The 23,338-nt window shown below is 64.7% G+C and carries 17 protein-coding genes; 9 read left to right on the top strand and 8 right to left on the bottom strand.

The features are described from left to right. Positions 1-39: 39 nt before the first annotated feature. From QKE30_RS06110 to QKE30_RS06100, 3 genes are all read right to left on the bottom strand, one after another. Entirely contained in the window at positions 40-3,840 is a 3,801-nt protein-coding gene (locus QKE30_RS06110; RefSeq protein ID WP_347934348.1) for a murein biosynthesis integral membrane protein MurJ, read from the bottom strand. A gap of 53 nt (positions 3,841-3,893) precedes the next feature. After that, positions 3,894-6,632, bottom strand: coding sequence for a hypothetical protein (locus tag QKE30_RS06105; protein ID WP_347934347.1), 2,739 nt, complete (start codon positions 6,630-6,632; stop codon positions 3,894-3,896). Between the two features lie 135 nt (positions 6,633-6,767). Continuing rightward, positions 6,768-7,583: an NUDIX hydrolase gene (locus QKE30_RS06100; protein WP_239200893.1), complete on the bottom strand. Its 816-nt coding sequence runs from the start codon at positions 7,581-7,583 to the stop codon at positions 6,768-6,770. Between the two features lie 590 nt (positions 7,584-8,173). Here QKE30_RS06100 and QKE30_RS06095 point away from each other — a divergent pair. Genes QKE30_RS06095 through QKE30_RS06075 form a run of 5 tightly spaced genes read left to right on the top strand, consistent with a single transcriptional unit; the run spans position 8,174 to position 12,261 of the window. After that, positions 8,174-9,667 (top strand): CCA tRNA nucleotidyltransferase, encoded by a 1,494-nt coding sequence (locus tag QKE30_RS06095; RefSeq protein ID WP_297666406.1) that lies wholly within the window; start codon positions 8,174-8,176, stop codon positions 9,665-9,667. After that, complete coding sequence (locus tag QKE30_RS06090; protein WP_297666392.1) at positions 9,664-10,509, top strand: hypothetical protein; 846 nt, start codon at positions 9,664-9,666, stop codon at positions 10,507-10,509. Before QKE30_RS06095 ends, QKE30_RS06090 begins: the two co-directional genes overlap by 4 nt. Then, positions 10,510-11,262 carry an AzlC family ABC transporter permease gene (locus QKE30_RS06085; protein ID WP_297666391.1) on the top strand — a complete coding sequence of 251 codons (753 nt, stop codon included), beginning with the start codon at positions 10,510-10,512 and terminating at the stop codon, positions 11,260-11,262. Beyond that, entirely contained in the window at positions 11,263-11,652 is a 390-nt protein-coding gene (locus QKE30_RS06080; RefSeq protein WP_297666390.1) for an AzlD domain-containing protein, read from the top strand. Positions 11,653-11,700: 48 nt separating this feature from the next. Next, positions 11,701-12,261 carry an NUDIX domain-containing protein gene (locus QKE30_RS06075; protein WP_034964123.1) on the top strand — a complete coding sequence of 187 codons (561 nt, stop codon included), beginning with the start codon at positions 11,701-11,703 and terminating at the stop codon, positions 12,259-12,261. Positions 12,262-12,282: 21 nt separating this feature from the next. Here QKE30_RS06075 and QKE30_RS06070 read toward each other — a convergent pair whose 3' ends face one another. After that, complete coding sequence (locus QKE30_RS06070; RefSeq protein ID WP_297666389.1) at positions 12,283-13,296, bottom strand: bile acid:sodium symporter family protein; 1,014 nt, start codon at positions 13,294-13,296, stop codon at positions 12,283-12,285. A gap of 133 nt (positions 13,297-13,429) precedes the next feature. Then, a complete protein-coding gene (locus tag QKE30_RS06065) occupies positions 13,430-14,803 on the bottom strand; it encodes an MFS transporter (RefSeq protein WP_297666405.1) in 1,374 nt (457 codons plus the stop codon). A 573-nt stretch (positions 14,804-15,376) separates the two neighbouring features. Between QKE30_RS06065 and QKE30_RS06060 the strand changes: the two genes are divergently transcribed. From QKE30_RS06060 to QKE30_RS06050, 3 genes are all read left to right on the top strand, one after another. Beyond that, on the top strand, positions 15,377-16,738 hold the full coding sequence (locus QKE30_RS06060) for an inorganic phosphate transporter (RefSeq protein WP_239200884.1): 1,362 nt from the start codon (positions 15,377-15,379) through the stop codon (positions 16,736-16,738). 47 nt (positions 16,739-16,785) lie between these two features. Beyond that, entirely contained in the window at positions 16,786-17,088 is a 303-nt protein-coding gene (locus tag QKE30_RS06055) for a hypothetical protein (protein ID WP_297666388.1), read from the top strand. A gap of 208 nt (positions 17,089-17,296) precedes the next feature. Next, on the top strand, positions 17,297-17,548 hold the full coding sequence (locus tag QKE30_RS06050; RefSeq protein WP_297666404.1) for a hypothetical protein: 252 nt from the start codon (positions 17,297-17,299) through the stop codon (positions 17,546-17,548). A gap of 53 nt (positions 17,549-17,601) precedes the next feature. Here the strand turns inward: QKE30_RS06050 and QKE30_RS06045 are convergent, their stop codons facing one another. From QKE30_RS06045 to QKE30_RS06035, 3 genes are read right to left on the bottom strand one after another with little or no spacing between them, the layout of a single operon-like run. Then, positions 17,602-18,630 (bottom strand): nucleoside hydrolase, encoded by a 1,029-nt coding sequence (locus tag QKE30_RS06045; protein WP_347934346.1) that lies wholly within the window; start codon positions 18,628-18,630, stop codon positions 17,602-17,604. Next, positions 18,631-19,560: a ribokinase gene (locus tag QKE30_RS06040; protein WP_347934345.1), complete on the bottom strand. Its 930-nt coding sequence runs from the start codon at positions 19,558-19,560 to the stop codon at positions 18,631-18,633. Between the two features lie 52 nt (positions 19,561-19,612). Further along, positions 19,613-20,242 carry an SdpI family protein gene (locus QKE30_RS06035; RefSeq protein WP_347934344.1) on the bottom strand — a complete coding sequence of 210 codons (630 nt, stop codon included), beginning with the start codon at positions 20,240-20,242 and terminating at the stop codon, positions 19,613-19,615. A gap of 84 nt (positions 20,243-20,326) precedes the next feature. On the opposite strand from QKE30_RS06035, the gene QKE30_RS06030 reads away from it, so the two are divergent. Continuing rightward, on the top strand, positions 20,327-23,293 hold the full coding sequence (locus QKE30_RS06030; RefSeq protein WP_347934343.1) for a class I tRNA ligase family protein: 2,967 nt from the start codon (positions 20,327-20,329) through the stop codon (positions 23,291-23,293). Positions 23,294-23,338: the final 45 nt, after the last annotated feature.

The raw sequence follows: 23,338 nt of genomic DNA, 5'->3' as shown, positions 1-23,338 counted from the left end.
CTATGGGAGCGCGGGCGTTCCGAGCGTCTATCCGATCGGCTATCCGACGGGCTGTACGGGGCGTGCGGGGCGGGAGCCCTCTTCCGTGTTGGCTTCGCCAGAGTCGTCGGCGCCAGCATCGCCGGCATCTTCGTCGCTGGTCTGGTCTAGCCAGTTTCCGACGGCGGTAACCTCCGCCAGCGTGGCGGATCTCGGCAGCGGCAGGCCGGTGATCCAGATCAGCAGGCGGTTGCCCTTGGCGGCGCTGACCTTATCGGTATCGTATTTGCCCTTCTCACTACCCTTCTGGCTTCCCGCGGCGTCCTCGTTCTCGCCGTTGCTGTTGCCTTCACCCGGCGCGGCGGAAGAGCCTTCGCGACCGACACCCCAGCCGGAGTCGCCAGTTGTATCTGCGTGGTCCGCACCCATGCCGGCCAGATCCACGGTGACGTCATCGGAGTCCGCATGCACGGTCTTCAGCAGTGTCGTCTGGTCCAGGGAGGCCAGCTTGCCGTTGGTGTCAGCCTGCGCCAAGCGCAGCTCCAGGGTGGTTCCCTGGGTCAGGCCGCGCAGCTGAACCTGCGACAGGGCGGTGCCCTCTGGCAGCGTCATCAAAAGACCAATCCCGGGCTTCGTGGTGCCGGGCGGGCCACCCAGCTGCACTGACGCAGGATTGGACTGCCAGAACGTCTCCGGGTCGCCATCGGTGATCAGGCGTGCCAGATCCGGGCGGTCCAGTGGCCAGTTCACGTCGGCGGGCAGCCACTCGAGGGGACGGCTCAGAGGAACCTCCGCCGGGTCCACGCCACGGACTGCCTGCGCACCCTGGCGCAACGAGTCGGTGGACAGCGGCGAATCCTTCCGGTCGCCGCCGACCACACTGACCACCGCCGCAACCAGCGCGGCGATAACCAGCACGGAGACGAACGCGATGGCGGCAGCGGCTGCCATGCCCACTGGGCGGTTGCCGCGGGCTCCGAAGCCGGATTGCGCGCTTGGGTCCGGGGTTTGATCCTCCTCGATCGCCAGGTCACCTGCCTTTAGCTCTCGCAGGTCCTTCGCTACCTTGCGCAGGTCCTCCGGACCCACCTTCTCGCCGTCGAGCTCGTAGATCTTCTTGTAGGTGCGGGTGAGGTTCTCCGGCACCTCCTCGTAGGGAACGTGCTCCAGCAGCAGGCGCAGCGCCACGGCCATGCCGTGGGCATCCTGTGCCGTGTCATCGTTCGGCAGTACACCCGGGAAGGCCAGCACGGCCGCGCCATCGGTGCCGATGCGCACGCGGTCGCGGTGATCCAAGCCTAGCGAGGTGCCGCTGTCCTCGGCCTGCGCGGCAGCGTCGGCCAGGGATGACACGGCGAAGGCAGCCGCCAGCGGCTCCGGCTGGCTCTCCGCCACGGTGGTCAGTGGGGAACCCTGCACCCAGCGGGACACGATGACCACCAGGTTGCCGTAGTCGATCACGCGGTTGACCTGCGCCATACCCGGTACGTCGAATTGCTTCAGCTTCGCGGAGAGGCGCAGCATCTCGTCCTTCGCGCGTGCCACTTCCACGCCGTTGACAGGCACGGATACTCCGGGGGTGACCTGCGAGCGGGCATAAGCCACCGGATCCATGATGGTCAGAGCCACAATGTCGCCGGTAGCCAGCTCGCGGCCCTGCCAGAACCGGGCGGCAGACCAACCGCCGTGGTCGGCGAGCAGACGGTAGCGGCCCTCCAGCAGTGGAGCACCCGGCACCAGGCGCGGACCGCGCACCCGGCCAGCCGCCACGGGCGGCAGCGCCACGCCGGCCATCATGTGGTCCAGAGCAATGGCCTCCCGGGCGGCCAGCTCCTGGGCCGACAGGCGACGGGGCTGGTCCTCCTCGATGGGTTGTTCGTCGCTGGGGAGTGGGCGTCGGGAAGGAAGAATCCGCGACATACCCGGGATGCGCGACAGGGCGCCCACCAGGGTTTGGATCTCCGGCAGCGGGGCGCGCACCAGGATCAGCCCGGTCACACCCAGGAACAGCACGCCGGCGATGAGCAGGCGGATGACGAACCAGGGGTTGGCGAGCGCCGGGAAGACGAAGTGCGTCAGCAGCACGTCCACGCGCCAGGCCACGAGTGCACCGATCAGCGAGGAACCCAGCGCCCACAGCACAGTCTTAGTCACCTTGCGGAACTGCAGGTCCCCCAGCGAGCGCCGCAACAGGCGGTCGCCGATGATCGCACCGGCCATAAAGCCCAGGCCGTTGGCCGCACCCAGCAGTACCACAACCAGGCGCGGCTCGGTGGCGATCTGCGGGGCGATGTAGGCGAAGGTCAGCTTCGTCGCGGTAATTCCCGCGATGATGAAGGTGGGGGTCCAGACTTCCTCGCGGGCGTAGAACACGCGCAGGTGCAGCAGCACCAGGGCGTAGGGAATCAGGGTGAACGCGGAGAAGCTGATGGTCCAGCCCAACACGTTCGCATCCTCCAGGGAGAACTCCTTGTAGGCGAACAGCGCGGCGGAGATCAATGTGCCAAAGCAGGTGAAGAAGACGATGATCGGCACCATGGCCAGCATCGTCAGCTTCGAGGCGACGGTCAGGTCGCGCACCACGGCCTTGTCGTCGCCCTCCGCAGCGTTGCGGGACAGGCGGGGCATGACGGCCGTCAGCAGCGTCACGCCGATCACGCCATAAGGCATTTGCAGCAGCTGCCAAGCCTGCATGTAGATGGTCGGTGCGACCTCCCAGGTGTCGGAGGCGATGCGGTTATTCAGCAGCCAACCGACCTGGGAGATGGCCACGTACACGACGATGGCGATGGCCATGCCGCCGAAGGATTTCAGGCGCTCGTCGATCCCCCACAGCGGGCGCAGGTTAATGCCAGCCTTGCGTAGGAAGGGCACCATGATCAGCGCCTGCATGACCACGCCCGCGGTGGTGCCCAGGCCCAGCAGCAGCACGTGCGGGTCGGTGATGGTCACATTGTCCGTGGGCTGCAGTTTGGTATCCCGCGGCAGGAACATGTACAGCCCCAGCACGGCGAGCGTGACCACGTTGTTGGCCACAGGCGCCCACGCGCCGGGTTTGAATACTCCCTTGGTGTTCAAAATCGCCATGAACACGGCAAACATGGCGTAGAACATGATCTGCGGCAGCACCAGGTAGGCGAATGCCGTGGACATGCCGATGTTCACGTGGCCTTCGGAATCCAGGCTCATGCGCACCAGCAGCGGCGCGCATGCCACGGAGGCCAGGGTGATGACCAGGGTAAGCGAGAACGTGAGCGTCAAAAGTCTTCGTATAAACGCCTCGCCGCGGTCCGCGTCCTCCTTCTCGGCGCGCACCAGCACGGGCACCACCAGGGAGGTCAGCACGGCACCGAGTACTAGCTCGGTCACCAGGTTCGGCAGGGTGTTGGCCGTGTTGAAGGCACTGGCCACCGCACCGCCCAGCGCGGAGGCGATGAACACCGTGCGCAGGAATCCCGTGATGCGGCTGATCAGGGTGGCGATGGCCATGGAGCCGCCGGCGCGGACGATCTGCTCGTCGCTCTGTTTTTGGCTCTGGTTGTCTGTGTTGCCATTGCTGGCGCTGTTACCGTCGCTATCGGTCGGCTCGTCGGTTGCGGTCGCGGTGGCAGCGCTGGTAGCGGTCGCGGTACCCGCGGTTGCCGCTACGGCAGTGCCGTCGCCGTTGTGGGCACCGTCGTGCTGGTCACCATTGCTCTGGGTCGGGCTGTTTTGTGACGCCCCGTCTCCACCCGTCGGCGCCCCAGCCTTCGCGCGGTCTTTCTTCGGTGCTAGCGCCGACGGCTGGGTCGCACGGAATCGTCCGCGCTGTCCGGCCGAGGGCCTAGCCGGTTGGTCTTCCCTCTCTTGCTCAGAAGTCACTACTCCATCTTTATGCAACAATCGTGCATTCCCTAACGGAGCCCCGGGCGTGTCTAGTTTTGATCGCCCTCCTGCGGGCGTGGGGCGGGCCGCAGCGGAGTGGCTGTACTGCGCTTAGTAGCAAGCCGGCTCCGGCGATCCCACAGCATCTTGCCCGCCGCGCCGATGCCCAGCAGTAGCACGGCGATGATGGTCACCCCGCGGGAGGACAGCCCCGGCACGGACTGCACGCGCAGCTCCACCGGATCCGAAATGCGGGTAACGTCTTCCAGATCTCCCTTGCCTTCCTGACTGTTGGTCGCCAGCCACAAAGATAGGTTGACCTGCTCGGACGTGTCCGCAATATCGGTGGTTAGTGACCAGGTGATGGAGCCCTTAGCCGGGATCGTCGGCGAGGCCGTGGAATCCACGTGGACGGTGACATCCGTGTCGGCGTCAGAAGAATAACCAACCTTGGCCGTCACCGGCAGGGGCAGTCCGTTGCGCGCAACAACCAGCAACGGGGAGGACTCCGACGTGCGGGTAAAGACATTGCCCGGCGGCAATAGGCTGATAGAGCGGCGCAGCTGAGAGGTGACCTGCCCCACGCGGGCGAGGTTGGTGCCGAGTTGCTCACGCAGGACGTCCATGTGGTCTCGTTCGCGCTTGCGGTAGGTGGAAAGGCCACGCAGAAGATCGGAAAACAGGGGGCTGGTGAAGCCCTCGCGGGTCAGCGCAATGGTGGAATCATTCTGCATAAACAACGTAAGCTCCCGCAGCTTGCGGGCGGTATCCGCCACCGTTCCGAGGTAAGGCGAGGAGTACGCACCAGGGTCGGTGTAAGGCACCGTGGTGCTGCCGGAGCCCACATCCGCCAGGTCGATGCCGCGGGGCTGCACGGCCTCCGGCAGCGGGGCGGGAGTGGCTGAGTGATCGTCCAGGCGCTGGCTAATGGTCTGCAGGAAGCTGCTGGCCTGGGCCTTGTTCACCGACCATGCGGCGGGCGGCACGGCGAGGGTCGGGCGGCCGGAATCGAGCTCCAGGTTCAGCACCGCCTGCGCGCTGGCCAGGCGGGCGACAGCGCTATCGTCGGTGAGGTTAAAGCGCAGGTCAGGGTTGGAGTACGCGGCACCCTCCGGGTGTTCGCCGGTGGCCTTGAGTACCGTGCCGAGGTCCGCGGAGTACGTCAGTGCAGTGGCGGTGGTCTTCGCACTGTCGGTCTGCGCGCCGGGGAGGTTCACCAGACGCTGGTTCCATGCCTCGTCGGTGGGGTTGGCGAGGTCGATGCTATCTGGACCTGCGTCGCCGGGATCTTGTTCGGGTGCGGCCGCGGGCTGCTCGATATTTACCGTGTTCTCCGCCACCAGCGCGGTGACGTGCCCGGCCCGCGGAATTGCCGGTTTACCCTGCACAGTCTGCTCAAACCGGCGTGATTGGTCGGTCTCTACCGGCTCCACACCCTCCGGAGTTTTGCTGATTCCCGCCGCCAGCACCTGCTGCGCCTCGGGGGAGACGTAGCCGGAGTCCGGGATCACCACGTTTTGCGTCGGCACTACGCCCAGGATCCGCTGAATCACCTCGGTACCCGTGCCCAGCGCGCGCACGCGGAGCCAGTCGGAATCCACCTGCGAAAGCCCATTGATATCCGCTCCGGCGTACGGCAACGCCACCGAGCAGTTGCTCTGTACGACTTCCCGCAGGTCAGCGATCCATTTCTTCGCATCCGCGTTGCCGGGCATGTGCTGGGCGTCCAACTCCTCGCCACCCAGGATCTCGTCCCAAGAGTCGCGCAGCCGCTGCGGCTCCTCCACCGGGTCAGGCGCGCGCTCGCCCACGTAATAGCCCTCGGCCAGGCGGTTTACTGTATCCAGTAGTTCCGGGTCGATGGCGATGCACGTCGCCTGTTTCAGCTTGGTCGACTCCGCCTCGCGGTACGCATCCAGCAGCCCACGCAGCCTGCCGCCCTTGCCGACCTCGGCTGCCAGCACGTCCTTCGTCACAAACGCGGGCCGCCGCTTCGGCGCGTCGCCCGTCTGCCCCGCCGCCATGTACGTCTGCCCCGCCAGCGGATACACGACCGTCACCGGGGTGCTGGGTTGTTCTTCCTTTCTTGTGGACGCCCTCACGCTCAGCGTGGTTCGCGCCACCGCCAGGTACTGCGTACCTCCCTGCTCCGGGCTCTCCGGGTTCGTCTCTTGGCCGCTCAGGCTAAACAACAGGGGATAAGCGCCGGGTTCCTCAAAAGCATGAGGCGGCAGGTCCAGCGGTTGGGGCGAGGGGGCGTCCCGAGAAGAATCGATGGAAGCACCGGCCGCAGGAACGGTGACCGTGACCTCGCGCGTCTCGCCGGGGCTGAGCGTGCCGTCGAGCTGCAGAGGCTGGCTGCTGAGGGAGTATTCGCCCTGGTTGGCAAGCTGCGCGACGCGCACTTCCGCGGCAGTGGCGGCCGAGCGATAGAACAAGGTGAGCGAAAGATTGTTCAGCGCGTGGGAGCGGTCGTTGCGGATGCGGAGGGTATAAGTCTGGCCAGCGGCAGCGTGGACACTCGAGCTGGTGCCAATGCCGATGATCTCCAGGTCCACGTCCTGCTGCGGATCCGTCGCGCGGGCCAGCGGGTTGGCCCAGGTGGAATCTTCGTGAACCGCGGGGTCGGTGGGGTCCGGGGCCCGCCCCTGGGCTGAGTATTGAGTGGTGGAGGCCGAGGGGGCGTCATTAATAGGGGCAGCGACGGCCGGGGCCACAGGCAGGGCAAACAGGCCACAGAGCGCGACAGAAACACCAAACGCCGTGCAGGCGTGGGGGAATCTAGACATTGCGCTCACCTTTGTGCACGATTACACGCTTACCAAAGCAATCGGTAGCAATTGTTAGCAATTGGTAGCTAGTGATTAGTAGTAGTTAGTCGCTATTAGTTCTAACAGCATCGGCTGGCAATCCGTTAGCGCTCCTTAGCGTGGCGTGGCACGGCCAGCCTCGGCCTCGGCGCGGGCGAGATCGGCGAGGTTATCGAAGGCTTGGCGGGCAAGGCGCCGCTCGTCGGCATAGGCCAGGTGCTCGATCAGGCGGTTGACGGGCAGCCAGCGGACTTCGGTGACCTCCGGATCCTCGTCGTTCAGGTCCCCATCGACATAGCGAAGCAGGTGGTGGTGGACGGTTTTGTGGATGCGGATGCCCTCGGAGACGAACCAGTAGTCGATGGTGCCGAGGTCGGCGATGACCTCCCCGGCCACGCCTGTTTCCTCCCACACCTCGCGCTCGGCGGTGGCGTGCTGGGATTCATCCGGTTCGATGTGCCCCTTCGGCATGGACCACAGCAGCCTGCCGCGGCGATCCAGGCGGCCGATGAGGGCCACGTAGATTGCGGAGAAGTCGACTTCGCCATTTGGCTGCACGGCTTCCGCCAGGCCGGAAAGAACCAGGCCGCCCGCGGAGGTCTCCACGGAGGTCGGCAGGCTGGAGTGCTCGTCGAAAGAACGCGGGCGCGAGTTATTGCGGTTGCGCTGGCGGTTGCGGTTGTTGGAGTTGGAGCTGGCGCCCTTCCTGCGGTGGGATTGGTTCCTGTTGCTCTTGCGTTTGCCTTGGTTGGAGCTATTCTGGGAGTTCTGGCCGTGTTGGCCGTTGCTCTGTTGGCTGCGCTGGCCGGACTGGGAGCCTTGCTGCTGGGAGTTTTGGCCGCGCTGGCTGTTGCCAGAGCGGTGCCTTCTTCTTGAACGGCGGCGCCGGCGGCGGGGCGTGCCGTTTCCGGTGCTGTCGTTTCCACTCATTCTGATAACGATAGCCGGTTATCTGTGCAATGTGGAACTGAATGGAAGCGAGTGGAGGCGAAATTGTAACTGAATTTGTAACTAGTTGCGGGTGGTGCGCGGGTTGGCGCGTGGGATGGGCTGCGGGCGGTGCGTGGGCGGTGTGCGGGTATTGGTGGTGCGCGTGTGCAGGCTTCTGGGGTTCCGGCAGGCCGTAAGCCGGTGAATGTCGTTAGAACGGGAATACGTTATTGAAAGCGAGCGTCGATTATGCAAAGTGCCTGGTCAGAGGATTGCGGATTTTCTGGGCGTTAGCTTCTGCTCGGCGTATTCCCGTTCTAACGACATTCACCGCCCATCTAGGGAGATTTTGAGGGTGACTTGGCGCCTGTGCGCGGGGTTGGGGAGGATTTGAGGGGGACTTGGCGCCTGTGCGGGAGGTTTGGGAGGTTATGAGGGGGCCGTTGGCCGGTCCGAGGGGGCTAGTAGAATCTGGCAACGTGACGAAACCCGCCCACTCCCCCGCAAACCCGGATCCTGCGCAGCCCGGCAAGGCGGCACAGCCGGCGCAGCAGGCCACTGCGCCGGCCAGCTCGCGCACGATTGAAGGCATGTTGCAGGAGGTCTTTACCTCCCTGCGCGCGCTTGACCGCGACCTCTTGCCACTCACCCAGGCCTTCCACGACGCTGGCCACAGCCTCTACCTCGTCGGCGGGTCGGTACGCGATGCTTTGCTGGGGCGCCTCTCCCACGATCTGGACTTCACTACCGACGCCCGGCCACAGGCCATCGTCGACATTGTCACGCCCCTGGCAGAGACAGTGTGGGACACGGGCATTGAATACGGCACCGTATCTGCGCTGGTCAAGGGCCAGATCCTGGAGATCACCACCTTCCGCGCCGACCAATACGACGGCCAGTCCCGCAACCCCGAGGTCTCCTTCGGCGACAGCCTCGACGGAGACCTCATCCGCCGCGATTTCCGCGCAAATGCCATCGCACTGGAGCTCTCCCCCGACGGAAATCACCAGCTCCGCGATCCCCTAAACGGCCTCGAAGACCTCCAGGCCGGAGTGCTAGACACCCCGGACAGCCCGGAGATCAGTTTCAACGACGACCCGCTGCGCATGCTCCGCGCGTGCCGTTTCGTCTCGCAGCTGGAGTTCGGCGTCACCAAGAGAGTCAAGGAAGCAATGACGGCGATGAGCGAGCAGATCAGCCGCATCACCGTCGAGCGCGTGGCCGTCGAACTGAACAAGCTGATGCTCGGCGCGGCTCCGTGGGTGGGGCTGGATCTGATGGTCGAGACCGGGCTAGCCGACCACGTGCTGCCGGAGCTGCCGGCTCTGAAGCTCACGCAAGACGAGCATCGCCAGCACAAGGACGTGTACTGGCACTCGCTGAAGGTGCTTCGCAACGCCGTGAACCTGGAGGCCGAGCGCGGGTTGGAGCCCTCGCTGGAACTGCGCATGGCCGCGCTGCTGCACGACATCGGCAAGCCCGACACCAGGGCGTTTACTGAATCCGGCGCGGTGACCTTCCACCAGCACGAGGTTGTCGGCGCGCGCATCACCCGCCGTCGCCTGCGCAAGCTCAAGTACTCCAAGCAGCACGTCCAGGACATCGGCCAGCTGGTGTTTCTGCACATGCGCTTCCACGGCTACGCGGACACGCAGGGCAAGGGGCAGAACCAGGACGCTCGCCGTGGCGCAGGGGAAAAGGACAACAACGAATCCACTTGGACCGACTCCGCCGTGCGCCGTTATGTCAACGACGCCGGCGAGCTGCTGCCACTGCTGCACTTGCTGGTTCGCGCCGATTGCACCACCCGCAACCAGCGAAAAGCCCAGAGGCTGCAGCGCACCTACGATAATTTGGAAAAGCGTATCGAGCAGCTGCAGGAGCAGGAGGACCTCGCCGCCGTCCGCCCCGACCTGGACGGCAACGAGATCATGCAGATTCTGGACCTCAAGCCCGGCCCCGATGTGGGCAAGGCCTGGGCGTACTTGAAGGAGCTGCGGCTGGATCGCGGACCGATGGAGCGTGAGGACGCCATCGCCGCGCTGAAACAATGGTGGGGCGAACAGAAAGGTGGGTCGCAGTGAGCGCTGACCAGCAGCCGAATGGCACAGAAGGGCAGCCGGACGGCGCCCAGAACGGCACGGAGGACCAGTTCAACGTGCAGCCCGGCGACGTGATCTTCCAGGCGCCCGCCGTGGTTGTGGATCCGGATGGCTACCTGGATACCGCCGCCATTGAGCCCGCACACCTGGAGGCGTTCGTGGATGCCTTTGGCACCTCCCCCGGTGTGCTCGCCGTGCCGGGGTTGCCCGGCGCGGACGCGCTACTGGTGCTGGAAGTGCAGGAGAACCCGGAGGCCGATGGCCAGGGATCCGGTGCCGCACAGGCAGGCGGGGCCACCATCGTTGCCGTCCGTCTGGGCCTCATGAGCAGCGAAGCCGTTGCCAATCACCTACCCTCGCTAGCGGAGAAGCTCACCAAGCCGAAGGTCTTCTTCATCGGCGGAGACAACGAACCCGTCGTGCTCGCCGTCGGACTGTTGGACGCTGACCGTTTGGAGCTGGACGCGGCGAGCGGCAGCCCTGAAGCCAATGCGACCCCTGCTGCCCGCTTCGGCGCGCGCGGGCAGTTCATGCTGGTCAGCACCGCCGAAGAGGCACCCAGCGTGGACGAGCAGGTAGCGCAGGTCGTCGGCCATGTGGATCCCTCCATGCTGCGCGGCCTGCGGCTCTTCCACAGCTACGTCCTCCTCGACGCCGCCGACGTGCGCGGCTGGCTGGATTCCGGGATCGCCGGCCTCCAGGCCGCAACCGCAGAGGATGTGTTCACGGACCGACCGGCGGAGACGTGGCGTCACATCATGAAGAACAGCCCCTTCCCCACGAACCTGTTCGCAACCTGGGCGAGCCACCCGGAGCGTAACTAGATGACCGCGAGCAGCACCCACCGCGACAGGAAGGCTGACTGGCGCGCCGGCATCGCCGACGCCTGGCCCGTGGCCTTGGGCATGGTGCCGCTGGGCCTGGCCTTTGGCCTGCTGATCACTCAGGTCGGCTTTGCGTGGTGGTGGGCGCCGATCTTCTCCTTCGTCATCTACGCGGGCTCGATGGAGTTCCTGGCGGTCTCGCTGGTCACGGGTGGCGTGGGGCCGCTGAGCGCGGCGCTGTACGGATTCCTGGTGAACTTCCGCCACGCTTTCTACGCCCTGAACTACCCCATCGCCCAGGTGCGCGGTTGGCTGGCCAGGGCATATGGCATCTATGCGTTGACAGATGAGACGTATGCGATCCTCGCCGCCCGGCGCGACGCGAAATGGTCGACTGCCCGCGTGATGGCGGTGCAGATTCTACTGCAGATCGGCTGGGTCGGCGGTGGTGTGCTCGGCGCGCTGTTCGGCAGTGCTCTGCCCTTCGAGATCCAGGGCATGGAGTTTGCGCTGATCGCCCTGTTCACGGTGCTGGCGATCGAGGCTTTCGTGAGCTTCAAGGACCTCTCCCTGCCGATCGTGGCGGCGCTATGTGGGCTGGTCGGCCTGCTGATCTCGCCGGACAACATGCTGATGATCGGCATGAGCCTGTACTTTGTGAGCCTCATCGTGCGCTTCCTGTGCCCGCCGCTGGACCGCGCGCTGCGGCTGAAGGTCGGCGCGGATAACGCTGCCTCCCGGGAGGTGGAGTAGATGCCCACCACTGTCGCGCTTGCTGCGCCCGCCGTACACCTACAGGCTGCCGCGGGCCTCCCCGAGGGCGTGGAACTTGGCCCCACCCTCGCGATTCTCGGCTCGATATTCCTGGTTACGCTCGCCCTGCGCGGCCTGCCTTTCGCCGCCCTGCGCTTCTTCCGCGAATCCGACCTGGTCGCCTGGCTGGGCCTGGCTATGCCCGTTGGCGTGATGACCCTCCTGGTCGTCTACACCGTCTCCGGCCAGGCCGACGCGCCGGGCGGCTTCGCGGCGGTCGCCATCGCCCTGGCCTTCACCATTGCCCTGCACCTCTGGCGCCGCTCGGCCACGTTGTCGATCTTGCTGGGCACGGTGCTGTATCTGGTGCTGGTGAACCTTATTTTTTGACGCCCCCTCCCCCGCCGCACATAGCCCCAGCACCGTAGAATAGCGCCCATGCCGACCCCTGATTTCATCGTTGAACTGCGCAAGAAAATCGGCCACGACGAACTGTGGCTGCCCGGCGTGACAGCCATTGTCATCCGGGACGTCCCAGAGGACGCACCCATTTGGGCCGTGCCGGAGGTGCTGCTGGTCAAGCGCGCCGACGACGGTCAGTGGACCCCCGTGACGGGGATCGTGGACCCGCGGGAGGAGCCACACCTGGCGGCCATCCGCGAGGTACGGGAGGAAACCGGCCTGCACGTGCAGGTGGATGCGCTGCTGGGCGTGGGCCAGGTCGGCCCCGTGGAATACCCGAATGGGGATGTGACCAGCTACGTGGACACCACCGTCCGCTGCACTGTGATCCCCGACCCCGAAACCGGCGAGTTCAACGACGAGCCGGTGATCGGCGACGACGAGTCCACGCAGGTGGGCTGGTATTCGATCTCCCAGATGCCGCCGATGCAGCCGCGCTTCCGCCTGGTGATTGCCGACGCGGTGGCGCAGATGAAGCACCCGGCGGGCTTCCGCCCGCGCATGGGTTACGTCAAGCGGCTGCAGAAGCCGGAATAGGCGCAGTAGGCGCCCGCGCGGCTACCAGGTGTGCGCGCCCGCGGTCTTCTCGCCCTCCGGGAAGCGCGCGGCATAGGTGCTGGCACGCAAGGAGCAGATCACCAGCTGCACCTGGTGGAAGATCATCAGCGGCAGGATCATCATGCCCAGGCTCGCCCCGCCGAACATCACCGCCGCCATCGGTAGCCCCGAGGCCAGGGACTTCTTGGTGCCCGCGAACTGGATGGCTACCTGGTCGGCGTAGTCGAATCCCAGCTTCCGCGAGGTAACGCTCGTCACGCCCAGCATCAAATGAACCAGCGCGATGGAGCCCAGCACCAGTCCCAGAATCGTCAGCCAGTTGACGGAACTCCACACGCCGGAGACGATGCCCTCCGAGAAGCTGACGTACACCACCAGGCCGATGGAGATCTGGTCCACCTTCTTCGTCGCCTTGGAGGCCGCGAACTTGAACACCCACCTGCGCAGCAGCTGGCCGATGGCAAACGGCAGCAGTAGCTGGACTCCGATGTCGAGGAACGTGGTGGCGTCAATATGAAAGCCTTCCGAAGAAGACATCAGCAGCAGCACCAGCAACGGTGTGAAAAGCACTCCCAGCAGGCTAGAGACGCTGGCCGCGACGATCGAGGCGGCGACGTGGCCGCGTGCGATGCTGGTGAAGGCGACGGAGGATTGCACCGTCGATGGCACGAGGGTGCAGAAGAGAATGCCCAGGTAGAGTTCGTTTCCGACGACCGCCTTCAGTGGCATCATCGCCACGCCGATCAGCGGGAAGACCACGAAGGTAAACACCATGATCAGCAGGTGCAGTCGCCAGTGCATTAGGCCCTTCAGAGCCTCCTGCGGCGACAGGCGCGCACCGTAGAGGTAAAACAGGAACGCGATGGCGATCTTGGTGATGGTGTTGGCGACATCCGCCGCCTCGCCGCGCACGGGCACAATGATCGCCGCGACGACCGCAATGACGATCAGGACGATGAGGAAGTCCGGCCGGTAATTAACGATGCGGTGCCATAGCGACTGTTTCTCTGCCATGGGTCTTTATCTTATTGACGCCCTCGCCTCCGCGAACCTTGACCGTCCACAACGGGCCAGGCGCCGGTGGGTTGGGCGTCTGCGGGGCCGGCGCGCGGAGTGGTGCGTGGACCTGCGCGCGGCGCCCGGGGGGTTAGACGATGGCGCGGTCGAGCTCCGCGACGGTCTGCTTCGGGATCAGCGCCGCCACGGCCGCGGCGATGCCGAGGATCACCGCGGCGACGATGAACGCGGTGATATAACCCGCGGCGGAATCCGAGCCCTGCGGGGAGCCCGCGACCTGGAAGACCGGCAGCACGGCAAAGGACACGCCCGCGCCCAAGTTGAAGGCGGCGGAGTTCATGCCGGGCAGGAAGCCCTCGTTATCCTTCGGGGAGTTCACCACGCCCAGGTTGTTGATGACGATGTTGCCGATACCCGCGTAGGTGACGCCCAGCAGGATCACTGTGATGATCAGCACCGGCAGGGAGTGCACGCTGACGAATGCCAGAGCCAGCATGAGGGCCGCGCTGGCGAGGTTGGCGATGATGATCAGCCGTCCGTAGCCGACCCTCGGTGCCCAGCGTCCAGCAAAGGGGCCGACGGCCCAGCCGATGAGGGCGTAGGGGGTCAGCAGCCACAGGGAGGCCTTGTCGGCCTCCAGGCCGAAGCCCGCGTCTGGATTCTGAGCCAGGGAGATAGCCAGGCCGTTGACCGCGGCGAACACGCCGGTCATGGTCAGCACCGTGGTGGCTAGCAGCGCCCAGGTGTGGCGGCGGGCGAGGTACTTCGGGGCGACCAGTGGCTGGTCGTGGCGGTTTTCGTACTTCCAGAAGGCCAGGAAGACGACCGCGCCGACGATGAACATGGCGATGACGTACAGCCAGTTCGCTGTCCCGGCCTTGCCTGCCTCGTTGACGCCCAACGTGATGCACAGCACCGATACCACCAGCAGGGCAGCGCCCGCCCAGTCCATCTTCACGTTGTCCGACGGCTTGGATTCCGGTGCGCCGAAGGCAACGACCAGGGTGGCGATGATGCCAATGATGGCGATGAGCCAGAAGACGGAGCGGAAGCCCCACTGCTCGGCCATCCAGCCGGCGAGGATCACGTCGATGCCGGCGACGCCGCCGTTGATGGCGGCGAGCAGACCCATGAGGGTGCCCAGGCGGACTTCCTCCTTGACCTGGCTGCGCAGGATGATCAAGGTCATGGGGATCGTAGGGCCGGCGATGCCCTGCATGGCGCGGGCGACCATCAGCACGCCAATGTTCGGCGCCAGCGCGGCGATGAGGCCGCCGAGGGACATCACGCCCAGCATGATGACGAGGATCTTCCGGCGGCCGACAATGTCCGACAGACGCGGCAGGAACAGGCCGCACATGGCTCCACCGGTGAAGAAGGCGGTCTGGGTGAGACCCGTGGCGGCCTCGTCGGTGTTCAGCTCGCGGGCCATGGTGGCCAACACCGGCGAGAGCATGGAGGCGTTCAGCTGGAACGCGACGGCCGCGGTGATCAGCACGGTCATCAGCAGGCCGATGCCGCCGGGGCGGGAGTCGACCGGATCCGGGGAGGTTGCCGCAGCTGCGGCTGTGGTTCCGTCGGCCTCGCCACCGGGCTTTCCGGATGGTGCGTTGTCGGCGTGCGGATTGGTGGAGTTCATGGGTGGCTCCCGTGTGTTATGTCAAAACTTCAGCAGAACATTTGGTTAGCACTCTAATACATCAATAGGTTTCCGATAAGGCCTAAAGATTGAGTTATCAATCATCGGGTAGCAATCCTGGCTGAAATGAACGCAAGGTTAACAAATTCCGGCGCGAGCATGAATCTTTTACGCTAAATTGACGCGGGGGTGTTTGTTCAATGCGATAGGGTTTGGAGTGTGGCGTTAAGAAAATCGCTTGTACCAGCTAAAACGCCGACGGAGAAGAAAATTCAAGGATAGAGCGGGGCTAAATTCTGCAATGTTGTTCAGCAATAGGGGGCGGAGTAGCTTAATTTCCTGTCGGAACTCCACAGGAGCCACTCGAGTGTTTGGCTACTGGCCTATTCCGAATTCACCGCCAGTAATAGAAATTACTTAATGTAAGGGGTCACAGTTGTGACAACGACACTCATCATCATGGTCATTGTGGTGCTCACCGCACTGGCCTTCGACTTCACCAACGGTTTCCACGACACGGCCAACGCGATGGCAACCTCCATCGCTACCGGTGCGCTGAAGCCGTTCACGGCAGTCGCCATCTCTGCTGCTCTGAACCTGGTCGGCGCATTCCTGTCCGTCAACGTGGCCGCAACGGTCGCGAAGGGCATCGTCAACCTCGATTCCTATGATCTAGCCAGCGGCAGTGACGGCGATGCCTTGCTGCTTGTCGTATTCACCGGCCTGATCGGTGGTATCTTCTGGAACCTGTTCACTTGGCTGTTGGGACTGCCCTCCAGCTCCTCCCACGCGCTGTTCGGCGGCCTGATCGGTGCAGCCTTTGCTGCCCTGGGTACCGGCGGTGTTGCCTGGAGCTCCATCATGGGCAAGATCATTGTCCCGGCAGTGGCCTCCCCATTCATCGCGGCAATGGTCTCCGCGGTCGGTACGTTCATGATCTATTGGGTGACCAACACCATCCCGCACAAGGTGAAGAACGAACACTTCCGCCACGGCCAGATTGTCACCGCCTGCCTGGTTTCCCTGGCACACGGCGCCGGTGACGCGCAGAAGACCATGGGCGTGATCTTCTTGGCTCTTGTGGCGGCTGGTTCCGCAGACGAGGCAGCCCGAATCCCGACCTGGGTCATCATCGCCTGTGCAGTGGCCATCGCGGCAGGCACCCTGTCCGGCGGCTGGCGCGTGATCCGCACCCTGGGCAAGGGCCTGGTGGAGATCGAGTCCCCGCAGGGTATGGCCGCAGAGTCTAGCTCCGCTGCCATTATCTTGACCTCCGCCGCCGGCGGTATGGCACTGTCCACCACCCACGTCTCCACGGGCTCCATCCTGGGTACCGGTCTGGGGCGTAAGGGTGCTGAAGTTCGCTGGGGTGTGGCAATGCGCATGGTTGCCGCATGGCTGATTACCCTGCCGTGTGCCGCCGTGGTTGGCTTTGTTTCCTGGTGGATCGCCACCGGTGTGTCCAAGATGACCAACACCATGGGCGGCGTGATCGTCGACTTCATCCTGCTGATCGCCATGACCGTCGTGATTGTTGTCCGCGCTCGCATGAACCCGGTCGATGCGAACAACGTCAATGACGACTGGGATCCGAACTCCGAGTCCGTCGACTCTTCCATCAAGACTGGTACCACCGCTGCCGCCGCGCAGACCACTGACCGCGACCCCACCACCGAGCACGACCCGGAGATGGTTGGCGCTGGCTACCCCACCCCTTCCGATACTGTCGCCGAGGTCGTCGCGGATCCGAAACACCCCGGTCTAGGCAGCACAGGCAACGCAGGTAACGCAGGCAAGTAAGCCTCGCGCAGCTTCGCCACTAACAAACATAGAAAGCGTGAAGAACAATGACTGTTGCTGAAATCTTCGAGGCCATCATCCGAGTAGCTGGCTTGGCGCTGCTGTTCGGTGCCGGTATCCCGATCCTCTTTTCCTTGGGCATGCGCTGCATGACCGGTGACCCAATTCGCGACGAAAACGGCGTGGTTGTCGGCGATACCGAGGCTTCCACCCAGATGAAAGTTCTGGGATGGACCGTCTACGCGGTGCTGGCGTTCGTGATCGTCCTGGCTATTGTGTGGGTCGCGAAGGACTCGCTGAACCACTACTTTGGCTGGAACCTGTTCCCGGGAATGGGCGGCCACCACTAGGCTGCATGGAGCTTTAGGCTCGCAGCTACAAACTCTGGGCTAGCGAGGTGACTTGGGTCACCTTGCTGGCCTTTTGAGGTTTTTTAGACAAAAAGGTGGATTCTCGGAAATTTGTTGGTAGATTCAATCGTTGTAACCATTGCGGTATCTGTATGAAGTGCCGCAGAGCGAAGGCACCATTCAACTTGAAAGCGAAGAGGTGAGCCCAATGATGGCCTTCAGCGAGATCTTGGACAAGGTTTCCGCAGTATTCACGAGCTCCACTGGCACCGGCCTTGAAGTGCTGGATAGCACCCCGGCCGTGGAGCGCGTTGCTATGGAGCTGTTCACCCAGAACCTAATCCCGGCAACGACGAGCGACATCGCCGCCGCGCACCGTACGGTTTTGGGTAGTGACGCCACCGTGGAGGACGTCCTAGACGTCGAGAACTACCTACTAGGCTTTGGCTGGCTGCGCTAGCCAAGTCGGCTGGTCGGCTGCGCAGGCCGCTTAACCCCTTTAGAGGCCCTTATTTAAAACCCCGTATTCCCAATCCGCTGCAGCGCTTCGACCAGCAGGCTCCAGAAGCGCTCTGCGTCGACGTCCACAGCCACGCGGGTGCGCAGGGTAGCGCCCGCTGCGGAGGCGGGGGCGTCAATATCAGAATCATCCGCCGTGCCCAGCGCCGTCGGGTCCTGCCCGCCATCCTGGCTACCCCAGGTGCGCCGCAGATCCACGACGGTCGCCCCGCGCGTCAGCTCGCCCTTGGTCTCCACGTCGATGGGCGCCAGGATTGTGCGCACGACCTGCGGGTCTGCAACGGCCGCGACGGCCAGCGGGTCGTGCATCGGCGGGCCGGGGTAGTGCCGCTCCTTCATGTACGCGCCGCCGAAGAACTCCACCAGCTCCGCGATGAACCTCGCCACGTCGGTGTCGACCTCCGCCAGCTGCTCCATCCGCTGCGGCGTGGCCAGCACCTTGTGCGTGACATCCAGCCCGACCATCGTCACCGGCCAGCCCGCGCCAAACACGATCTTCGCGGCCTCCGGGTCGGCCAGGATGTTGAACTCGGCGCTCGGGGTCATGTTGCCAGCGTGGTGCGCGCCACCCATCAGGGTGACGCCACCGACGCTCTCCACCAGCTCGGGATACATGCGGGCGAACAGGGCGATGTTGGTCAGCGCTCCCGTGGGGACGAGGGTGACGGCCCCCGGTTCGCTGTCGCAAATAATGTCCGCGATGAGGTTCACCGCGTGGCGGGGATCCAGCTCGGCCCCGGCGGCGGGCAGCTGGGGACCGTCCAGGCCGCTATCCCCGTGGATTTCCTCCGGAATGATCTGCGGCGCCACCAGCGGGCGGTCCGCCCCGGCAGCGAAGGGGATGCCAGTGATCTTGCCGACGCGCGCCAGCGCCAGGGCGTTCTTGGTGACCTTCTCCAGCGTCTGGTTGCCCGCCACCGTCGTGACCGCCAGCAGGTCCAGGTCTGGGTTTCCCCAGGCCAGGAGCATGGCGATCGCATCGTCGTGCCCCGGATCGCAGTCCAGGATGATCTTCTGAGTCATTTATGCGTCTCCTAGTCGACGAATTTCGTTCTCGGTGGCGTAGCTCCCCGCCGCGCCGCGCTTCTGCGTGGCCAGCGCCCCGGCCGCCGCACCCAACGTGCACGCATCCACCAGGCTCTCCCCCTGCGCCAGCGCTGCCGCGAGCGTGCCGCAGAACGCATCACCTGCACCAGTGGTGTCTACGACGCGCTCGACGTAGACGGCGGGGATGTGCACCGGTTCGGCGTCACTCTCCAAGATCATGGCGCCGCGCTGCCCCAAGGTAACCACCACAGAGCGAGCGATGGGGCGCAGGCGCTCCAGCAGCTCCTCGATGGGCGTGCCGGGGGCGGTGTCGAGCACCGCGGCGGCCTCGCCCTCATTCAGCACCAGGGGGTCGGCCACGGCCAGCAGGTCGGGGTCGCGCGTGGTCACGGGCGCGAGGTTCAGCACCAGCCGGGAGTCCGAGTTCTCCACCAGCTTCGGCAGCTCCGCACTGTGCTCGGGGGTCAGTTCGCCCTGCGCAAGCACAATCGGCACGGGCCCCTGGCGGCGTAGTTCCTCAACGGTTTCACGCTGCTGGGCGGGGCTGACCAGCTCGTTTGCGCCGGAGGTGACGATAATGATGTTCTCGCCGCTCGGGTCGTTCATGATGAACGCGCGGCCGGTTGGCTGCCGGCTACTTACGATGTAGTCGGTGTTCACACCGTGTTCGCGCAGCTCTTTGATCGCGAGTTCGCCCTGCGGATCGGTGCCTACCGCAGACAAAAGCACGGTATTGACGCCCATGTGTGCGCAGGCTGCCGCCTGATTAGCGCCCTTTCCGCCCAGCCCCTCTATGCCGGGTTCTGCGATGGTCGTTTCCCCTGGCTGGGGGAAATTCTGGACGGTGACGAAGGTGTCGACGTTGGTGGTGCCGGATACGACGACGGTGGCGTTGGAGTCTCTCATGGTTCCCCAGAATACTGAAGAACACTGGGTTAGCTGGGGCGACGGAGCTGGGCTAGGCCTGCGCGGAGTCTTGCGCCGAGGCAGCCCGTTGGGCGGCCTCCCAGTCCACGCCGCCGCCCTCGCAGGAGCCGTTCAGCGAGCAGCTGCCGCAAGCCTGGCCGCTTGCGCACGCCTCCGCACTGACGGCGCCGGTGCCCGTGCCAGTGTTGGCGTCAGCGCCGGGTTCGGAACAGCAAGCGCTAGCGGTGTCGGAAGCACCGGCGGCCTCGCTGGAATCGCCGCAGCAGGAGTCCGAGGTGGCGTCACCGCTAGAGCAACAAGAAGATTCGGCGGCCTCGAGCTGGGCAGCACGGGCGTCCAGGCGCGCGACGGCGTGGGCGCCCAACGCGGAGCCTAGGCCGATCAAGAAAGCAGCGCCGACCAGCAACAATGCGAAGACCAGCCACATCCAACCGCTCACCTTCAGGGTGATCAGCGCAGCGCCGATGAACGCCGCACCGGCTCCCATCCAGGCCGGGCCGACAATGCGGTGCGCGGTGTTCCAGAGTTCCTCGGTCTTACGAACCTCCGGAATGCGCAGGCCAACGACCGGATTACCCGGCAACTTCCCCACAGCCCCCAGCAGGCCCGCGATGAAAAAGGCCAGGCCCACGACTACCAACACAACGGTCAACACGATCATGCGAAACAGTCTATTACCGCAGGTGGCCAACAAGCCAAACGCAATAACCTGCCCTGTCCAGGCGACCTACTAGACTGTTAAAACATGACTAACGGCAGCACTGAAGACAATTCCTACCGCTACACTCCTGGCCTCGCGGCCAAGATCGAGGCCAAGTGGCAGAAGCACTGGGCCGACAACGGCACGTTTAACGCCCCGAACCCGACGGGCGACCTGGCGGAGCCGGGCGCGGAGCTGCCGGAGGACCGCAAATTTATCCAGGACATGTTCCCCTACCCCTCCGGTGTGGGCCTGCACGTTGGCCACCCGCTGGGTTACATCGGCACGGACGTGTTTGCGCGCTTCCACCGCATGAAGGGCGCGAATGTGCTGCATACGCTGGGTTACGATGCGTTCGGCCTGCCCGCCGAGCAGTACGCCGTGCAGACGGGCACCCACCCGCGCACCACCACCATGGCCAACATTGCCAACATGGAGCGCCAGCTGGGCCGCCTGGGGCTGGGCCACGATAAGCGCCGCAGCTTCGCCACCACGGATACGGATTATTACCGCTGGACGCAGTGGATTTTCCTGCAGATTTACAACTCCTGGTTCGACCCGGAGGCCAAGAATGCCAACGGCACCCTGGGCAAGGCTCGCCCGATTAAGGAGTTGGAAGAGAAGCTCGCTGCCGAGCGCTCCGATTGGACGGACCTCAGTGCTGCCGAGAAGCAGGAGATCCTGGATAGCTACCGCCTGGTCTACCGCTCGAACTCGACGGTGAACTGGTGCCCCGGCCTGGGCACCGTGCTGGCGAACGAGGAGGTCACGGCGGAGGGTCGCTCCGAGCGCGGCAACTTCCCCGTCTTCCGCAAGAACCTGCAGCAGTGGATGATGCGCATCACCGCGTACTCCGACCGCCTGATCGACGACCTGGATTACCTGGACTGGCCGGAGAAGGTGAAGTCCATGCAGCGCAACTGGATCGGCCGGTCGCGCGGCGCGGAGGTCACGTTCGACTGCCTGGGCCACGACATTGACGTGTTCACCACGCGCCCGGACACGCTGTTCGGCGCGACGTACATGGTGCTGGCCCCGGAGCACGAGCTGGTGGATACGCTCGTTGCGCAGTCCGGTGGTTCTTCTGCGGGTAGTGACGCCTACACGGATGTCGACCCACGGTGGACCTACGGCCAGTCGACTCCAGCTGCCGCAGTGGAGGCTTACCGGGCGGCAATTGCCGCTAAGTCGGACCTGGAGCGTCAGGAGAACAAGGAGAAAACGGGCGTTTTCCTGGGCGTTTATGCTACTAACCCGGTGAACGGTGCGCAGGTGCCGGTCTTCATCGCTGACTACGTGCTGACGGGCTACGGCACCGGCGCGATCATGGCTGTGCCGGCGCACGATACCCGCGACTTTGAGTTCGCCACCGAGTTCGGGCTGCCGATCGTGCCGGTGCTGGCGCCGGAGGGCGCTGAGGCTGGCGAGGCTGGCACGGGTGCTGAGGCTGGCGAGGCCGGCGCCGGCGCTGAGGCTGGCGCCGAGCTCACCGAAGCGTTCACCGAGGACGGTCCGCACATCAACTCCAACAATTCCGACGGCTTAGAGCTCAACGGCCTGGGCAAGGCGGAGGCCATCGACAAGGCCATTGAGTGGCTGGAATCCAAGGGCGTAGGCAGCGGCAAGATCCAGTACAAGCTCCGCGACTGGCTGTTTGCCCGCCAGCGCTACTGGGGTGAGCCCTTCCCCATCGTCTACGACGAAAACGGCATGGCACACGGCCTGCCGGAGGAGATGCTGCCTGTCGAGCTGCCCGAAGTGGAAGACTACAAGCCCGTCAGCTTCGACCCGGACGATAAGGATTCCGCCCCCCAGCCCCCGCTGGCCAAGGCCAAGGAGTGGGTCGAGGTCACCCTGGACCTCGGCGACGGAGAAAAGACCTACTACCGCGACACGAACGTCATGCCGCAGTGGGCAGGTTCCTCCTGGTACCAGCTGCGCTACATCGACCCGAACAACGACAACGCCCTGGTAGACATCGAAAATGAACGCTACTGGGTCGGCCCGCGCGAAGGCCGCCCCTCCGGCGGCGTGGACCTGTACGTCGGCGGCGTGGAGCACGCCGTGCTGCACCTGCTGTACGCCCGCTTCTGGCACAAGGTGCTGTTCGACCTGGGAGTAGTCTCCAGCTTCGAGCCCTACTACCGCCTCTACAACCAGGGCTACATCCAGGCCTACGCCTACACGGACTCCCGTGGCGTGTACGTCCCCGCGGAGGAGGTCACCGAGCGCGACGGTAAGTTCTTCTGGGTTCGCGAGGCGGATGAGGCTGAGGGCGTCACAAAGGAAGAAGAAGTATTCCAGGAATACGGCAAGATGGGTAAGTCCCTCAAGAACGCCGTCTCGCCCGACGAGATCTGCGACGACTACGGTGCGGACACCCTGCGCGTGTACGAGATGGCGATGGGGCCGCTCGACACGTCGCGGCCGTGGGCGACGAAGGACGTGGTTGGCGCGCAGCGATTCCTGCAGCGCGCGTGGCGCCTCGCCGTCGACGAGAACACGGGTAAGGGTTCTGTGAGCGATGACGCCCTCACGGATGAAGACCTAAAGGCCCTGCACAGGACCATCGCGGGGGTTCACGAAAACTATGCAGAGCTGCGCGACAACACGGCCGTGGCGAAGCTGATCGAGTACGTGAACTACCTGACGAAGACCTACTCCGCTGGGGCGGCTCCGCGGGCGGCCGTGGAACCGCTGGTGCAGATGCTGTCGCCGGTGGCGCCGCACATCGCCGAGGAGATGTGGGAGATCCTGGGCCACTCCGAGGGCATCACTTATGAGCCTTTCCCCGAGTGGGACGAGAAGTGGCTGGTAGATGACACTATCGAGCTGCCCGTGCAAGTGATGGGCAAGCTGCGCGGCCGCATTAACGTGGCGGCGGATGCTTCGCGGGAGGACATTGAGGCTGCCGCGCTGGAGGAGCCGAACGTCGCTGCGCACATCGAGGGCAAGACGGTGGCGAAGATCATCGTGGTGCCCGGCAAGATGGTGAATATCGTCGCGAAGTAGCGGCCGGGCTGGGGTGCGTGTTGACGCGCCCGCGCGCGGGTTCTG

It is taken from the genome of Corynebacterium sp. c24Ua_83, from assembly GCF_039907245.1.
In the GTDB taxonomy this organism is placed as follows: domain Bacteria; phylum Actinomycetota; class Actinomycetes; order Mycobacteriales; family Mycobacteriaceae; genus Corynebacterium.
Note: the sequence above shows the minus strand (reverse complement) of the source record. Positions and strands in the feature narration are given on the sequence as shown.

Bases quoted from the DNA above. Each gene is read 5' to 3' on its own strand.
- QKE30_RS06050 (WP_297666404.1), top strand. From the start codon at position 17,297: ATGATGGCCTTCAGCGAGATCTTGGACAAGGTTTCCGCAGTATTCACG.
- QKE30_RS06055 (WP_297666388.1), top strand. From the start codon at position 16,786: ATGACTGTTGCTGAAATCTTCGAGGCCATCATCCGAGTAGCTGGCTTG.
- QKE30_RS06075 (WP_034964123.1), top strand. From the start codon at position 11,701: ATGCCGACCCCTGATTTCATCGTTGAACTGCGCAAGAAAATCGGCCAC.
- QKE30_RS06105 (WP_347934347.1), bottom strand. From the start codon at position 6,632: ATGTCTAGATTCCCCCACGCCTGCACGGCGTTTGGTGTTTCTGTCGCG.
- QKE30_RS06065 (WP_297666405.1), bottom strand. From the start codon at position 14,803: ATGACCGTGCTGATCACCGCGGCCGTCGCGTTCCAGCTGAACGCCTCC.
- QKE30_RS06080 (WP_297666390.1), top strand. From the start codon at position 11,263: ATGCCCACCACTGTCGCGCTTGCTGCGCCCGCCGTACACCTACAGGCT.
- QKE30_RS06095 (WP_297666406.1), top strand. From the start codon at position 8,174: ATGTTGCAGGAGGTCTTTACCTCCCTGCGCGCGCTTGACCGCGACCTC.
- QKE30_RS06100 (WP_239200893.1), bottom strand. From the start codon at position 7,583: ATGAGTGGAAACGACAGCACCGGAAACGGCACGCCCCGCCGCCGGCGC.
- QKE30_RS06030 (WP_347934343.1), top strand. From the start codon at position 20,327: ATGACTAACGGCAGCACTGAAGACAATTCCTACCGCTACACTCCTGGC.
- QKE30_RS06085 (WP_297666391.1), top strand. From the start codon at position 10,510: ATGACCGCGAGCAGCACCCACCGCGACAGGAAGGCTGACTGGCGCGCC.
- QKE30_RS06070 (WP_297666389.1), bottom strand. From the start codon at position 13,296: ATGGCAGAGAAACAGTCGCTATGGCACCGCATCGTTAATTACCGGCCG.
- QKE30_RS06045 (WP_347934346.1), bottom strand. From the start codon at position 18,630: ATGACTCAGAAGATCATCCTGGACTGCGATCCGGGGCACGACGATGCG.
- QKE30_RS06040 (WP_347934345.1), bottom strand. From the start codon at position 19,560: ATGAGAGACTCCAACGCCACCGTCGTCGTATCCGGCACCACCAACGTC.
- QKE30_RS06035 (WP_347934344.1), bottom strand. From the start codon at position 20,242: ATGATCGTGTTGACCGTTGTGTTGGTAGTCGTGGGCCTGGCCTTTTTC.